Raw genomic sequence first — 15,162 nt, 5'->3', positions numbered from 1 at the left:
CGCCGCTACGAACGCAAGCCCGAACACTTCCTCGCCTTCACCGCCATCGCCTCAACCCTCATCTGCCATCGACGACTCCAAATGAAATGACGTCTTAGTTTCCTTCGAGTTCCTGCAAAGATGCCTGCGGGAACTCGCCCTCAACCTGGCACGACCTGCACCAACAGTCAGGTGACATCCCATCAGAATGAGCGTCACGAGCGTCATTTCAGCGTCAAGATATCGCCCGTAACGCCCACACTGTACATAATGCGCACGCACGAAACCGCAGGTCAGGCGCCCTTTGCGGCCGATTCAAGGATCACCACGCACTCCACATGATGCGTCACAGGAAACAAATCAAACGCCCGCATCCGCCGAGGCACATACCCCTCCCCCGCGAAATACTTCAAATCCCGCGCCAACGCCGCCGGATCGCAAGCCACATAAGCAATACGCCGAGCGCTCAACGAAGCCAGATGCGCAACCGTCTGTCGCCCGGCCCCCGCGCGCGGCGGGTCCAGCACGATCAGGTCCACGTCCGAGATTCCCGTCCGCGGCAGGATCTGCTCGACCTTCCCGTGCTCGATCCGCACGCGGTCCAGGTCCTGCAGGTTGTGGCGGGCGTCCTCCACCGCTCGCTTGCTGCTTTCGATGCCGAGGACGGCGCCCTTTTCGCCGACGCGGTCGGCCAGTGCGCCCGCGAAAAGGCCGACGCCGCAGTACAGGTCGAGGGCCATGTCGCCCTTCTTCGGCATCAGGCCCTGCATGACGGCCTCCACCAGGAGGTCGGCGGCCTTGGGGTGGACCTGCCAGAAGCCGCTGTTGGCCACGCGCCAGGTGCGGTCGGCGGCGCGTTCGCGGACGAAGGGGCGGCCGTGGACGCGGTGGATGCCGCCGTCCTTTTCGCCCACGCGGAGGACGGAGACGGGCTTGTCGAGTTCGACGATGGGGAGGCGGCCGCCGGGGCGGGGGGTCAGGACGACCTGGCGGTCGTTCGAGCCGGTGGCGGCGATGGCCTCGACCGTCGCGATCTGGGGCCAGTCGCGCTTTTCGATGCCGAGTTCCGAGACGCCCGGCGCCGCGATCAGGCAGTGGTCGATGGGCTGGACTTCGTGGGAACGGTGCTTGCGCAGGCCCACGCGGCCTTCGGCGTCGATGGCGTACTGGACGCGGGTGCGCCAGGCCGGGACCTCGCCCTTGGGGACCTTGTCGCCGGGGGCCGGTTCGACGGTGCCGTCCCAGCGGGCCTCCTCGGGGGTGAGGCCGGCCAGGCGGAACAGCTGCTCGGTGATCACATCGGCCTTCAGGCGGCGCTGGGCGCCGGGGGCGGCGTGCTGCCAGTCGCAGCCGCCGCACTTGCCGGGGCCTGAGAAGGGGCAGGGGGCTTCGATGCGGTCCTTGGAGGGGGTCAAGATCTCGACGGCGTCGGTGCGCAGGAAGCGGGCGCCTTCCTCGCCGTCGGTGACGCGGGCGATGACGCGTTCGCCGGGGAGGGCGTGCCGTACGAAGAGGACCTGGCCTTCGTCCGTACGGGCGATGCAGTGGCCGCCGTGTGCGACGGGGCCGACCTCGACCTCGTACTCCTCGCCTACCAGCGACTTCTTGGGTTCGGTCTGCATGGTGGGGGAGCTCCTGGGTGGGTGGAGGAAGGGGTACGGGGCGGCCGATGCCGACCTGCAAGTCTACGGGGCGAGTGGGCGAAGTCCGAACCGGACGGGGGGAGCGGAAGCGCAAGGGCCCGGACCCGCCGGTTGGCAGGCCCGGGCCCCGGGCAGTGCGGCGCGGTTACTTCCGCGTAGCCGCCTTCTCCTTCTTCGGCTGTGCCACCGGTCCCCGCCGGACCGCGCCCGGCGCGTTCCACTCCGCGCGCTTGCGGGCGCGGCGCTTGGCGGCCTCGGAGGAGTCGAGCTGCCAGGGGACGGAGGTGACCATCACGCCGGGGGTGAACAGGAGGCGGCCCTTGAGGCGGAGGGCGCTCTGGTTGTGGAGGAGGTGTTCGTACCAGTGGCCGACGACGTACTCGGGGATGTAGACGGAGACGGCGTCGCGCGGGCTCTCGCGGCGCAGGGACTTCACGTAGTCGATGATGGGGCGGGTGATCTCGCGGTAGGGGGAGGCGAGGACCTTCAGGGGTACGTCGAGGTTGCGGTGCTCCCACTCGGCCTTGAGGGCCTTGGTCTCGGCGGGGTCCACGTCGACGCTGACCGCCTCCAGGGTGTCCGAGCGCATCAGCTTGGCGTAGCTGAGGGCGCGCAGGGTGGGCTTGTGGACCTTGGAGACCAGGACGATCGAGTGCACGCGGGACGGGCGTACCGCCTCGTCACCGGGGATGTCCTCGGCGGCGATCTCCTCGGCGACCCGGTCGTAGTGGCGGCGGATCGCGGTCATGGTGGCGTAGAAGATGACCATGCCGAGGACGGCGACCCAGGCGCCGTGGCTGAACTTCGTCAGCAGCACGACGACCAGCACCAGGCCGGTGAGGCTGGCGCCGAAGGCGTTGATCGCGCGGGAGCGGTGCATCCGGCGGCGCTTGGCCGGGTCCTTCTCGGTGCTCAGGTGGCGGTTCCAGTGGCGGACCATGCCGACCTGGCTGAGCGTGAAGGAGACGAAGACGCCGACGATGTAGAGCTGGATCAGGCGGGTGGAGTCCGCGCCGTAGAGGTAGACCAGGACGATGGCCGCGCCGGCGAGCAGCACGATGCCGTTGGAGAAGGCCAGGCGGTCGCCGCGGGTGTGCAGCTGGCGCGGCAGGTAGCGGTCCTGGGCGAGGATCGAGCCGAGCAGCGGGAAGCCGTTGTACGCGGTGTTCGCGGCCAGGAAGAGGACCAGGGCGGTGGCGGCGGCGAGCACGACGAAGAAGAACGTGCCGTCGCCGAAGACCGCGGCGGCGACCTGCGAGATGACCGGGTTCTGGGTGTAGCCGGAACCGACCGGGACGCCGTTGTGCAGCAGGTCCGTGGCCGGGGTCTCCGCCATCTTCACGTCGGTGGCCATGGCCAGGCCGATGATGCCGCAGAACATGGTGACGGCCAGGCCGCCCATGAGGGCCAGGGTGGTGGCGGCGTTCTTGGACTTGGGCTTGCGGAAGGCCGGGACGCCGTTGGAGATCGCCTCGACGCCGGTGAGCGCGGCGCAGCCGGAGGAGAAGGCGCGCAGCAGGAGGAAGACGAGGGCGAAGCCGGCGAGGCCGCCCTGTTCGGCGTGGATGGTGAAGTCGGCGGTGGGCGCCTTCATGGTGTCGCCCATGATCACGCCGCGCACCACGCCCCAGATGATCATGATGAAGACGCCGGCGACGAAGATGTACGTCGGGATCGCGAAGAGCTTGCCCGACTCCTTGACGCCGCGCAGGTTCATCAGGGTCAGCAGCACGATCATGGCGATCGCGCACAGTGACTTGTGCTCGGTGACGAACGGGATCGCCGAGCCCAGGTTCTCCACCCCGGAGGAGATGGAGACGGCGACGGTCAGGACGTAGTCGACCAGCAGGGCGCTGGCGACGGTCAGCCCGGCCTTGGGACCGAGGTTGGTGTTGGCGACCTCGTAGTCGCCGCCGCCGCTCGGGTAGGCGTGCACGTTCTGCCGGTAGGACGCCACGACCGTGAACATCAGCACCACGACCGCGACCGCGATCCAGGGGCTGAAGTGGTACGCCGACACACCCGCGACGGACAGGACGAGCAGCACCTCGCCCGGGGCATAGGCCACGGAGGAGAGCGGGTCGGAGGCGAACACGGGGAGCGCGATGCGCTTGGGGAGAAGGGTTTCTCCGAGCTTGTCGCTGCGCAGTGCGCGCCCGATAAGGATCCGTTTGGGCACGTCGGTCAGTTTGGACACGCAGAGGATGCTAAGCCTTCGTCAAGGTGGGCGCCCACCCGCCACCCGCATGGGCGGCGGCGAGGAGCCCGTATGCCGACACCGCGATCCGCGGCCGCGACGGCCACCAGCGCTTTCATCGTCCCTGCACAGCGCGGGCCGACGCGGCCGGTTCCCTTCTCCTTCTCTACGAATTCCTAACGCCGGGCGTTTTCCGTGCCCCCGTGAGGACCGCCGTGCGGAGCCGCGGGATTTCTACGCTTTCTTAACGGGCCGGACCTTCTCGCTCGGCTGCGATCTCCACATCTCTTTCACCTCGGCGGCGATGCGCGCCGCCGTCTTTGCGCTACGCCCCCTGGAGGAGGCACGGCGGCTCGGTGCGGGTGGCGTCCGCCTGGGTGACGGAGGCGTTGCAGGCGCGGTTGGCTGTCGAGGGCGACCGCGCGGACGCGGAGCGGTCCGCGCAGTACGGAGACGGTCTCGCGCAGCTCGGCCGTGCCGTAGGGCGGCCTAGCCGGTCGGCCGTGCCGTAGGGGCGGTCGAGCCAGTCGGCGCGTACGGAGTCGTCGCCCTCGGCCGTCCGGGCCAGCAGGCCGAGGCCGGCGGCCGGGCGGCCGGGCAGTCAGGCGGCCGGACAGTCGGGTGGCCAGGCGGTCAGGCGGTCAGGCGGTCAGGCGGTCAGGCGGCCGAGCCGTACGCGCCCAGTCCGTGGCCGGTCGGCGCTCAGCCGGTCGGCGCATAGACGGCCGGCGCTCAGAAGGACGACACCCAAGCGGTCAGCACTCAGACAGACATGCCGCGCGAATCCAGGGCCGCGTCGAAGGGCGCGACCCGGAAGAACTCGCCGTCGGTGTCGTAATCGAAGATCAACGCGCTGCTGCCGGCCGTGAGGCCGCTCTCCTGTGTACGGACCTGGACCACGGCCGTCGATCCGTCGTCGGCGTGCACCTCGGCCCGGCCGAAGTCGGCGGTGACCCGGCCGGTGCGGATCACGCACACCCGGCCGACGAAGTCGTCGCGGGAGGCGACCCGTTCAGGGGGCAGCAGGCGGCGGGCCAGGCGCGCCGCGGCGCGGGCGCCGATCCAGGCGGCGCACAGCGCGAGGCCCAGCGCGGCGGCGCGCAGCCGGGGGCTCTCGGTCAGCGCGGCACCGGTCAGGGTGATGGTCCAGGCGATCAGGACGCCGAGCGAGAAGGTGACCGTCACGGGCAGTCCGGCGGCGTCGGCGGAGCCGCCGTCGACACCCTCACCCCCGTCGAGGATGTCGACGCCTGCCCCGCCGACCAGCACCAGCAGCCAGTAGGCGGCCACCACCAGCAGCGCGAAGGTGAACAGGACGGCCGGGAAGGCGAGCGCGGCCCGTGTGAATGCCCCGAAGTCGCCCATGGCCTTCCGTCCCCGTTCGTGCGTTCCTGCCGGTTCCTTGATGGTGGCAAGGGGAGGGGGTGCCGCACATTGCCGGATTCCGGCAATCTTTATGCGTTCCTGATGTCCTGTTAACGGGCAGCGGTCTTGCGGTCGGGAGCGGCCGGAGGGTAAGCGTGGCGGCCGGATTCCGCTCTCGGGGCGGGCTGCCGCGGCCTGTCCCCCGGCGCTCTACAGCGGCTTGTCCGGCCAGCCGAGCAGCCGCGCGCCCATCGCCGCCGTTTCCAGGGTGAAGCGCTGAAGGCCGTCGGACGGGTCGTAGCCGGTCAGGAACTTGATGCGCTCCAGGCGGTACGACAGGGTGCGCACGCTCACCTTCAGGCGGCGGGCCGCCTCGGCGTTCACGTACCCGGACGCCGCGAGCGCCCCGATCGTCTCCAGCAGCGGCCCGGCGCCGCCGCGCGACTGCGTCAGCGGGCCGAGGACCGTGCGGACGAGGTCGGCCATGGCCGCCCGGTCGCGCAGCAGCACCGGGAAGACCAGCAGGTCGGCGGCGCGCAGCACCGGTTCGTCCAGGTCCAGCTGCTCGGCCAGCTCCAGCGCGCCGAGGGCCTCCTCGTACGAGCGGACCACGCCGCCGGCGCCGGAGTGCGGCCGGCCGAGGGCCACCCGCCGGGCGCCGGGGCGGCCCACGTCGGGCCAGCGCGCGTAGGTGGCGAAGGCGTCCAGCACGGTGCGCTCGCGGCTCGCGCCGACGCAGATCAGCCGGCCCTCCTTGGTGGTGATCAGCACATCGCGGTCGCCGAACCGGCCGAGCAGTTCGCGTTCGACCCGGCGGGCGACCGGGTGGATGTCGTCGAAGGGCTCGTCCCCCTCGGCCACCGCGACCGCGTGCTCGTGGGCCAGCCGCAGCCCGAACCGCTCGGCGCGCTCGGCCAGCCGGCCCAGGTCGCTGCGCCCGTACAGCAGGTCGTCGACGAACTCGCGGCGTTCGGCCTCCTCCTGGCGTACGGCGAGCCGCTGCGCGCGTTCGTGGCCCTCGCCGAACGCGGCGATCGCGGCGTCCACCGCGCCCAGCACGGCATCGCCGGTACGGGCCCGCTCCGTGGCGCCCGCGGCCCGCGCGACCCCCGGCAGCGTGCCCCACACCCGCCGCGTCTCCCCCAGGAAGAGCCCGACCGCCTCACGCAGCCCGTGCCCCGACTCGGCGGCCCGCTCCCCCACTTCGCGCAGCGCGTCCAGTTCCGCGCGCCGGGGCAGCCGCCCGGTGTCCGACACCTCGGCGAGGAGCGTGGTGTACCCCTCCAGGAACTCCGGGGACATCCCGCCGTGCTGCACCGTCCGCTCTCCTCGCCGCCACACCTTCACCGGCCCCGGCCTTCGGGGCGGGTCCATCCTGCCGGACGGGGCGGGGCGGCCGGAATCGGTACGGTGCCGGAGCGGTGCCCCATAGCGGTACGTACCGGCCCGTATCGTTATGCGTCCTGCGGCGCCGCACCGGCCGTACACGGGCGCCGCGAGATCAGCTCGCCGAGCCCCTGGCGGGTCGCGACCAGCAGGACGCGGTCCTGGGGGCGCAGTGCGTACGCGTCGCCCAGTTCCCGTACCAGCTGGGCCCGGCCGCGCTCCGGCGCTTCCGGGGCGGCGGTGGGCGCGGAGTCCGGCGCGTCGTCGGGCGCGGAGGTGTCCACGGCCAGGACGCGCAGCATGCCGGGCCGGAAGACGTCGGCGATCCGGCGCCCCTCCAGGGCGGCGTGGCCACGCGCCTCGACCCGGGCGACGAGCAGGACCCGCCGCTCGACGGGGATGGCGCCGAGGATCTGCCGCCCCATCATCGCGCCGGCGAAGGCGGGCGCGGCCAGGAAGCTGACGCTGCGGCTGCGGGTGCGCGCCTGGGGGTACGCGGCGCGCAGCGTGCGGTAGACGGCGGTGGCGAAGCGGTCGTCGAACAGGCGCAGCGTCACCCGGAGCCGGGGCTTGACCGAGCGGGCGTACAGCGCCGCCTCCAGATTGGTGGTGTCCTCGCTGGTGAGGGCGAGGAGGGCGTGGGCACGCTGGATCTTGGCGGCCTCCAGTACGCCTTCGTGCGTGACGTCCCCCACCACCGTCGGCACCCGCAGCCGGCGCGCCAGCGCAATGCCGCGCGCTTCCGGGTCGGCTTCCACACACACCACGGGGATGCCCAGCTCATGCAGTTGGGCCAGCACCCGCGTACCGACCTTGCCGAGCCCCAGCAGCACCACGTGCCCGGACAGTCCGCGCGGCGGCCGGCGCAGCGCGGAGGCGTTGCGGAAGGTGCCGAGACCTTCCAGTGCGGCGGCCACCAGGACCGGCAGCAGCAGCAACCCGGTGAGCCCGGAAAGGAGTTGCAGCACCTTGCGGGGGACCGGCTCGCCGATGGCCGGTTCGTTGATGGCGAAGAGGTCGAGGAGCGAAAGGTAGGCGGCGTGCAGCGGGGAGTCGCCGGTGGTTACGGAGGAGGCGACGGCCAGCGCGAGGACCGCGCCGACGACGCCGGCCAGCGACCAGCGCAGCCTGCGGGAGAAGAAGGTGCCCAGCGGCACGCCCCGGCCACGCAGGCTGACCCGGCGCCATAGGGCGCTCAGGCCGCCATGTCGCGCCTGGCGCTCCCGGTCGCCCCGGCCGCCAGGGCGCTGCTGGCGCCCCGTGTAGGTGACGGTTTCCAGGACGACGGAGCCGCGCCCGGTGGCCGCCATGGCAGTGGCCTCGTCGGGAAGGAGCTCGGGGCCTTCGTCGGCGGCGGGGCCCTCGTCCGTACGGCCTGGGTCGGTGTCGGCGGGCAGGTCCGCCGTCGCGGACAGGAGGGCGAGCGGGCACAGCCCGGGGGCGGCGGCCTGGGCGGGGCCGCGCTCCACGGCGCGCAGCAGCAGGCCGTCGGCCTCGATGACCTTGCTGGTGCCCGCCACGGCGGTGGCCGCCAGGGCGGGCGCCACGGTGTCGGCGTCGGACAGCACCGTGGTGGACGCGTCGGTGCCCTCGGTGTCCAGGGCGCCGACGGCCGCGGCCTGGTCGAGCAACTGCTCCAGATACTGGCCGAGTTTGCGGTTGTAGAGCCGGATCACCAGCCGCAGCCGAGGGTTCAGGCGCCGGGCGCGCAGCGCGGCGTGGATGTTGGTCTCGTCATCGTCGTAGACCAGCGCGAGCGCGTTCGCGGTGGCGATGCCCGCCTCGGCCAGCGTGGCGTCGTCGGCCTCCGGCGCCTCCAGGACCCGTATGGGCTCGTCGGGCGGCTCCTCGGCGCCCCCGGGCTCGTCGGGCGGGCCGGACGGCGTGCGGACCATGACGGCGGAGACCCGGCCGAGCAGCGCCTGGGCCCGGCCCAGGGGGCCGGGCGGCGGCGGGATGCGGGGCCGGTGGGGTTCCCTGGCGGAGGGGACCACGAGGGTGACCCGCTCCCGGTACACATCCTTGAGTTCGGCGGCGAGGCGGCGCGCGAGGGCGTCGTCGCCGCAGACGACCATATGGGGGGCGGCTTCGCTGGGCCGGGGCTGCTGAGGCGCGGTGGACACGAGGGTCAGCGTGCCGTACGGAGCGGCCCGTACGCACCTGATCGCGACCGGCCGCGGGGCTCTGATCTGGGCGAAGGGGGCCGGCCCCGGACACGCCGGGCGCCGTGCGGCACCTCCGCCGCCATGATCACCGAGCAGATTCCCCTGCGTACCGCAAGGAAACTTACCCGAAGCTTATGTTCTCTTGTCGCGTTCTTAACGCCCAAGACGGCCGTGCGGACGAACCACGTGGTCGCACCGGCTCCCACGCCAGGTAGCGTGGTCGCCGAACACGCCAGGTACGAAAGCAGCCGGCGTCACAGCACAGGGAAAGGTGCGAGGTAGGGGCCGATGCACATCGTCATCATGGGGTGCGGGCGAGTGGGTTCCGCGCTCGCACAGACCCTGGAGAGCCAGGGTCATACGATCGCGGTGGTCGACCAGGACCCCACCGCCTTCCGCCGGCTGGGCTCCGCCTTCGGCGGCCGCCGGGTGACCGGGGTCGGCTTCGACCAGGACACCCTGCGCGAGGCCGGGATCGAGGAGGCGGGCGCCTTCGCCGCCGTCAGCAGCGGCGACAACTCCAACATCATCGCGGCCCGGGTGGCCCGCGAGATGTTCGGCGTGGAGAACGTCGCGGCGCGCATCTACGACCCGCGCCGCGCCGAGGTCTACCAGCGCCTCGGCATCCCGACGGTGGCCACCGTGCGCTGGACCGCCGACCAGATGCTGCGCCGGCTGCTGCCCTCGGGGGCCGAGCCGCTGTGGCGCGACCCGAGCGGCGGCGTCCAGCTGGCCGAGGTGCACACCTCGCCGGCCTGGGTGGGCCACAAGATCAGCAGGCTGCAGGAGGAGACCGGCGTCCGCGTCGCCTTCCTCACCCGCCTGGGCGAGGCGATGCTGCCGACCTCGCAGACCGTGTTGCAGGAAGGCGACCTGGTGCACGTGATGATGCGCACCGACGAGGTCGAGAAGGTGGAAGCGGTGTTCGCCGAAGGGCCCGAGGAGGCGCACGCATGAGGGTCGCGATCGCGGGCGCGGGCGCGGTGGGGCGGTCCATCGCGGGCGAGCTCTTGGAAAACGGGCACGAGATCCTGCTCATCGACAAGGCGCCGACGGCGATCTCGGTCGAGCGGGTGCCGCTGGCGGAGTGGCTGCTGGCCGACGCCTGCGAGATCACCTCGCTGGACGAGGCCGCGCTGCAGCGCTGCAACGTCGTCATCGCGGCGACCGGCGACGACAAGGTCAACCTGGTCGTCTCGCTGCTCGCCAAGACCGAGTACGGCGTGCCGCGGGTGGTGGCCCGGGTGAACAACCCCAAGAACGAGTGGCTGTTCAACGAGGCGTGGGGCGTGGACGTCGCGGTCTCCACGCCGCGCCTGATGTCGGCGCTGGTCGAGGAGGCGGTGAGCGTCGGCGATCTCGTACGGCTGCTGCGCTTCAGCCACGGCGACGCCAACCTGGTGGAGCTGACGCTGCCGCCGGAGGCGGCGCTGGCCGGCACCCGGGTCGGGGATGTCCAGTGGCCCGAGGACACCTCGCTGGTCACGATCATCCGCGGCAACCGGGTGCTCACGCCGAACAGGGGTGCGGCGGGGGGCCCTGCGGCCGGGGCGCCGCGAGGCATGACGGGGGGCCGCAGATGCGGGGGAGGCCGGGAACCCGTGGGTTGCCCGCCCCTCCGCCGTATCTGCGGCCCGGTGCTCAGCGGCGGTGCCGGGGCGCCGTCCGGCCCGGCTGCTCGGCGGCCAGCGCCTGCGGCGTGATGTCCTTGGCGAGGTCCGCGGCCACCCCGCCCAGGACGTCGCTCTCCCGCGCCGCGCGCTCCCGCTCCGCCTTCGCCTCCTCCTCGGCCTTCTCCTTGGCCTCCATCTCGGCGAAGACGTCGATCGGTGCCGGCGCCTTGGCCAGGAACACCCAGGTGAGCCACACCGCCAGCAGGAACGGCGGGATCTTCAGCGCGATCAGCACCCAGCCGAGGTGGGTGGTGTCCGCCCACCAGTACAGCGGGAAGAGGATCGCGCACTTGGCGAGCAGGATCGCGCCCCAGGCGTAGCTGGCCTTGGCGTACGCCTTCTTGCGGCCCGGGTTGCGGGTGCGCCAGGAGAGGTTCTCCTTGAACACCGGCCCCAGGATCATGCCGATCAGCGGCGCGCCGGCCAGCGTGGTGACGATGTAGGCGACGCCCAGGCCCAGCGTGTAGAGCATGCCGGGCAGGTAGAAGTCCTTGGCGTCGCCGGTCATCATCGCGAAGACCACGCCAAAGGCCACCCCGAAGACGCCGCTGAAGGCGTGCTTGACGGTGTCCTTGCGGACCAGGCGGGCGGCGGCCAGCACCAGCGAGACCGCCAGCGCGGCGATCGCGGAGATGTGCAGGTCCTTGTTGACCGTGTAGATCGTGACGAACAGCAGACCCGGCACCACGGTTTCCACCATGCCGCGTACGCCGCCGAATGCCTCGAAGAGGGCCGCCTCGGTGACGGCTCTGCCGTCGGCGGCGCCGTCCTGCTCCTGGACCGGCCCGTCGGCCGGTCCGGTGGTTCGCGTGGATCGGTCGTCAGACGTCACCGGCTACTCCTGTCCGAGTGGTCGGAGTTCGTATTTCGGATTGAACAGCACCCGGCGTCCGTGGCTCATGGAGATCCGGCCCGAGGCGATGAGCTTGCGGCCCGGCTCTATGCCGGTGATCGCGCGCCGGCCCAGCCACACCACGTCCAGCGCGGCGGAGCCGTCGAACAGCTCCGCCTCCAGGGCGGGCACACCGGCGCGCGGCCGCAGCGTCACATGCCGCAGGGTGCCGGTGACCTTGACTATCTGCCGGTCGTCGCAGTCGCAGATGCGGGTACAGCCGGTGTTCTCGGCGTCCTGCCGCAGCTCGGCCGACTCCAGCTCCTCCTCGGAGGAGGACAGCCTGTCGAGCATCCGGCGGAACCGGCCTGCCGGCTTCTCGGATCGGGTCCCAGCACTCATGAGCCCAGCGTACCGGTGTACGGGGCCCGGGATCACGGCCGCGGAGCGCGCCGTACGGCCCGTCCGGCGCGCGGCCGCGGTCACTGCTCGAAGCGATAGCCCATGCCGGGCTCGGTGACGAAGTGCCGGGGGTGCGAGGGGTCGCTCTCCAGCTTGCGGCGCAGCTGTGCCATGTAGACGCGCAGGTAGTTGGTCTCGGTGCCGTACGACGGCCCCCAGACCTCCTGGAGGAGCTGTTTCTGGCTGACGAGACGTCCCGTATTGCGGACCAGGACCTCCAGGAGATGCCACTCGGTCGGCGTAAGGCGTACGTCCCGGCCGCCGCGGTTGACCTTCTTGGCGGCCAGGTCGACGGTGAACCCGTCGGTCTCCACGACCACCGCGTCGTCGGCGGGCCCGGTCGGCTCGGCCCGGCGCACCGCGGCCCGCAGCCGGGCCAGCAGCTCGTCCATCCCGAAGGGCTTGGTGACGTAGTCGTCGGCCCCGGCGTCCAGCGCCTCGACCTTCTCGTCCGAGGTCTGCCGGGCGGAGAGCACCAGGATCGGCACCCGGGTCCAGCCCCGCAGGCCCTTGATCACCTCCACGCCGTCCATGTCGGGCAGGCCCAGGTCCAGGACGATGACGTCGGGGTGGCGGGCGGCGGCCAGCTTGAGGGCGGTGGCCCCGTCGGGGGCCGCGTCGACCTCGTACTTGCGCGCCTTCAGGTTGATCACGAGGGCCCGTACGATCTGCGGCTCGTCATCGACCACAAGCACCCGGTTCACTGTCGTTCTCCTCGTGGTGGGGAAACCCGCCGGGCCGTGCCCGCGCGGTGTCGGCTGGAAGGCGGCTCCAGGGGGCCGGGGAGCGGTCCGTGCGGGGCCGCTCCGGTGGCGGCGGGGCGCGCGCTCACGTCGTCGCCTGGGCCGGGAGGTCGGGCCGTACCGGCGGGCGGCCGGCCGCGGCACGCAGCGTGAGGACCATGGTCATACCGCCGCCGGGGGTGTCCTCGGCGGCGAGCGTGCCGCCCATCGCCTCCGCGAAGCCGCGGGCGACGGCCAGCCCCAGGCCCACGCCCGCGCCGCGGGGCGCGTCCCCGTAGCGCTGGAACGGCTCGAAGATACGGTCCTTGGCGCTGTCCGGCACGCCGGGGCCGCGGTCGGCGATGCGCAGCTCGACGCGGTCGCCGAGGGCGCTCGCGGAGACCAGGACGCGTTCGCCGTCCGGGCTGTACTTGACGCCGTTCTCCACGAGGTTCGCCACGGAGCGCTCCAGCAGCCCCGGGTCGACGGCGACGATCGGCAGTTCCTCGGGGATGTCCAGGGTGACGCTGCCCTCGGGGACGCCGCCGAGCGCCATCGGCACCACCTCGTCCAGGTCGATGTCGCGGATCAGCGGGGTGACCGTGCCGGTCTGCAGGCGGGACATGTCCAGCAGGTTGCCCACCAGATGGTCCAGCCGGTCCGCGCCGGCCTCGATGCCCGCCAGCAGCTCCGCCTCGTCGTCCTCGGACCAGGCCACGTCGTCGGAGCGCAGCGAGGTCACCGACGCCTTGATGCTCGCCAGCGGCGTCCGCAGATCGTGGCTGACCGCGGCCAGCAGCGCCGTACGGATGCGGTTGCCCTCGGCCAGCTCGCGGGCCCGCTCCGCCTCGCCGACCAGCCGCTGGCGGTCCAGTACGACGGCGGCCTGCGCGGCGAAGGCGGCCAGCACGCGGCGGTCCTCGGCGGGCAGTACCCGGCCGGTCAGGGCCAGCGCCATGTGGTCGCCGACCGGCATGTCCACGTCCGCGTCCTCGGGCCGCATGAGCGGCTTGGCCTCCGGATCGCCCTCCGCGGTGCCGCCGACGCGGCCCGCACAGGTCCACGGGGCCACGTCGCCGGTGCGCTCCAGCAGCGCGACCGACTCCATGCCGAACGTCTCCCGTACCCGCTCCAGCAGCGCGTCCAGCGTCGTCTCGCCGCGCAGCACGCTGCCCGCCAGGAAGGAGAGGATCTCCGACTCGGCGCGCAGCCGCGCCGCCTGATGGGTACGGCGGGCGGCCAGGTCGACCACGGAGGCGACCGAGACGGCGACCGCGAAGAAGATCACGATCGCGACGATGTTCTTGGGGTCGGCGATGGTGATCGAGTGGGTGGGCGGGGTGAAGTAGAAGTTCAGCAGCAGCGAGCCGACCGCCGCGGCGGCCAGCGCCGGCAGCAGCCCACCGATCAGCGCGGCGGCGACGGTCAGGAAGAGGAAGAGCAGAACATCGTTGGCCAGGCCCGGACCGTTGTCGAGGGCGGCGAGCAACAGCGACAGCAGGACCGGCCCTGCCACGCCCAGCAGCCAGCCGGCGATGATCCGGGCCCGGCCCAGCCGGGCCCCGCGCGCGACGGGCAGGCCGCGCCCCTTGGCGACCTCGTCGTGGGTGACGATGTGCACGTCCAGGTCGGGGCCCGAGTCGCGCGCGACGGTGGCGCCGACGCCCGGCCCGAAGACGTACTGCCACGCCTTGCGGCGGCTGGAGCCCAGCACGATCTGGGTGGCGTTGACACCGCGCGCGAACTCCAGCAGCGCGTTCGGTATGTCGTCGCCTATGACGTGGTGAAACGTCCCGCCAAGGTCTTCGACGAGGGTGCGCTGTACGGCCAGTTCCTTGGGCGAGGCCGAGGTCAGCCCGTCGCTGCGCGCTATGTAGACGGCGAGCACCTCGCTGCCCGAGCCCTTGGCCGCCATCCGGGAGGCGCGGCGGATGAGCGTACGCCCCTCGGGGCCGCCCGTGAGGCCGACGACGATGCGCTCGCGGCCCGCCCAGATCTTGGAAACGCTGTGCTCGGCGCGGTACTGCTGGAGGTATTCGTCCACCCGGTCGGCCACCCACAGCAGCGCCAGCTCCCGCAGCGCGGTCAGATTGCCCGGCCGGAAGTAGTTCGACAGGGCGGCGTCCACCTTGTCGGGCTTGTAGATGTTGCCGTGCGCCATCCGGCGCCGGATCGCCTCGGGCGACATGTCGACCAGCTCGATCTGGTCGGCCCGGCGGACGATCTCGTCCGGCACCGTCTCGCGCTGCCGCACGCCCGTTATCGACTCGACCACGTCACCCAGCGATTCGAGGTGCTGGACGTTGACCGTGGAGATCACATCGATCCCGGCCTCCAGCAGCTCCTCGATGTCCTGCCAGCGCTTTGCGTTACGGGAGCCGGGCACATTCGTGTGCGCGAGCTCGTCGACGAGCGCCACGGACGGGTCGCGCCGCAGCACCGCGTCCACGTCCATCTCGGTGAACACGGAACCGCGGTACTCCAGCTCCACCCGCTCGATCTGCTCCAGCCCGTGCAGCATGACCTCCGTACGGGGCCGGTCATGATGCTCCACGAACGCCACCACGACGTCCGTCCCGCGCTCCACCCGCCGGTGCGCCTCGGACAGCATCGAATACGTCTTGCCGACGCCCGGTGCAGCGCCGAGATAGATCCGTAGCTTCCCGCGTGCCATGGCCCCATTGTCTTACGTCCGGCCCGCCCCCACCGGGCTGGGCCTCCTGCGACCCTACCGACCG

General features: G+C 72.1%; 11 protein-coding genes. 2 read left to right on the top strand and 9 right to left on the bottom strand.

Going from position 1 to position 15,162, the window contains the following annotated elements; translation table 11 throughout:
- Window positions 1-272 precede the first annotated feature (272 nt).
- The 5 genes from ADK86_RS08915 to ADK86_RS08895 all read right to left on the bottom strand — a co-directional run bounded on the left by ADK86_RS08915 (window position 273) and on the right by ADK86_RS08895 (window position 8,645).
- A complete protein-coding gene (locus ADK86_RS08915; protein WP_053696113.1) occupies window positions 273-1,601 on the bottom strand; it encodes a class I SAM-dependent RNA methyltransferase in 1,329 nt (442 codons plus the stop codon).
- A gap of 166 nt (window positions 1,602-1,767) precedes the next feature.
- Entirely contained in the window at window positions 1,768-3,819 is a 2,052-nt protein-coding gene (locus ADK86_RS08910) for an APC family permease (protein ID WP_053696112.1), read from the bottom strand.
- A gap of 762 nt (window positions 3,820-4,581) precedes the next feature.
- A complete protein-coding gene (locus ADK86_RS08905; RefSeq protein WP_053696111.1) occupies window positions 4,582-5,184 on the bottom strand; it encodes a hypothetical protein in 603 nt (200 codons plus the stop codon).
- Between the two features lie 210 nt (window positions 5,185-5,394).
- Window positions 5,395-6,486, bottom strand: a complete 1,092-nt coding sequence (locus ADK86_RS08900; protein WP_030602928.1) for a PucR family transcriptional regulator — start codon at window positions 6,484-6,486, stop codon at window positions 5,395-5,397.
- A 152-nt stretch (window positions 6,487-6,638) separates the two neighbouring features.
- On the bottom strand, window positions 6,639-8,645 hold the full coding sequence (locus ADK86_RS08895) for an NAD(P)-binding protein (protein ID WP_053696110.1): 2,007 nt from the start codon (window positions 8,643-8,645) through the stop codon (window positions 6,639-6,641).
- A 378-nt stretch (window positions 8,646-9,023) separates the two neighbouring features.
- Between ADK86_RS08895 and ADK86_RS08890 the strand changes: the two genes are divergently transcribed.
- The gene (locus ADK86_RS08890; RefSeq protein WP_030375903.1) at window positions 9,024-9,692 is read left to right on the top strand and encodes a potassium channel family protein; all 669 of its coding nucleotides are present in this window, start codon (window positions 9,024-9,026) and stop codon (window positions 9,690-9,692) included.
- Entirely contained in the window at window positions 9,689-10,438 is a 750-nt protein-coding gene (locus ADK86_RS08885) for a potassium channel family protein (protein ID WP_234345779.1), read from the top strand. Before ADK86_RS08890 ends, ADK86_RS08885 begins: the two co-directional genes overlap by 4 nt.
- On the opposite strand, the gene ADK86_RS08880 is transcribed toward ADK86_RS08885, so the two are convergent.
- From ADK86_RS08880 to ADK86_RS08865, 4 genes are all read right to left on the bottom strand, one after another.
- Window positions 10,377-11,240, bottom strand: a complete 864-nt coding sequence (locus ADK86_RS08880; protein ID WP_053696109.1) for a DUF3159 domain-containing protein — start codon at window positions 11,238-11,240, stop codon at window positions 10,377-10,379. The genes ADK86_RS08885 and ADK86_RS08880 overlap by 62 nt on opposite strands.
- Before the next feature lie 3 nt (window positions 11,241-11,243).
- A complete protein-coding gene (locus ADK86_RS08875; RefSeq protein WP_078882453.1) occupies window positions 11,244-11,642 on the bottom strand; it encodes an OB-fold nucleic acid binding domain-containing protein in 399 nt (132 codons plus the stop codon).
- Between the two features lie 80 nt (window positions 11,643-11,722).
- On the bottom strand, window positions 11,723-12,406 hold the full coding sequence (locus ADK86_RS08870; RefSeq protein WP_030602915.1) for a response regulator: 684 nt from the start codon (window positions 12,404-12,406) through the stop codon (window positions 11,723-11,725).
- Window positions 12,407-12,530: 124 nt separating this feature from the next.
- Window positions 12,531-15,098, bottom strand: a complete 2,568-nt coding sequence (locus tag ADK86_RS08865; RefSeq protein WP_053696108.1) for a sensor histidine kinase — start codon at window positions 15,096-15,098, stop codon at window positions 12,531-12,533.
- Between the last annotated feature and the right edge of the window lie 64 nt (window positions 15,099-15,162).

This window comes from Streptomyces sp. NRRL F-5755, assembly GCF_001279365.1.
Classification (GTDB): Bacteria; Actinomycetota; Actinomycetes; order Streptomycetales; family Streptomycetaceae; genus Streptomyces; species Streptomyces rimosus.
The sequence above is the reverse complement of the archived record's forward strand: the minus strand, read 5'-3'. Positions and strand labels throughout refer to the sequence as shown.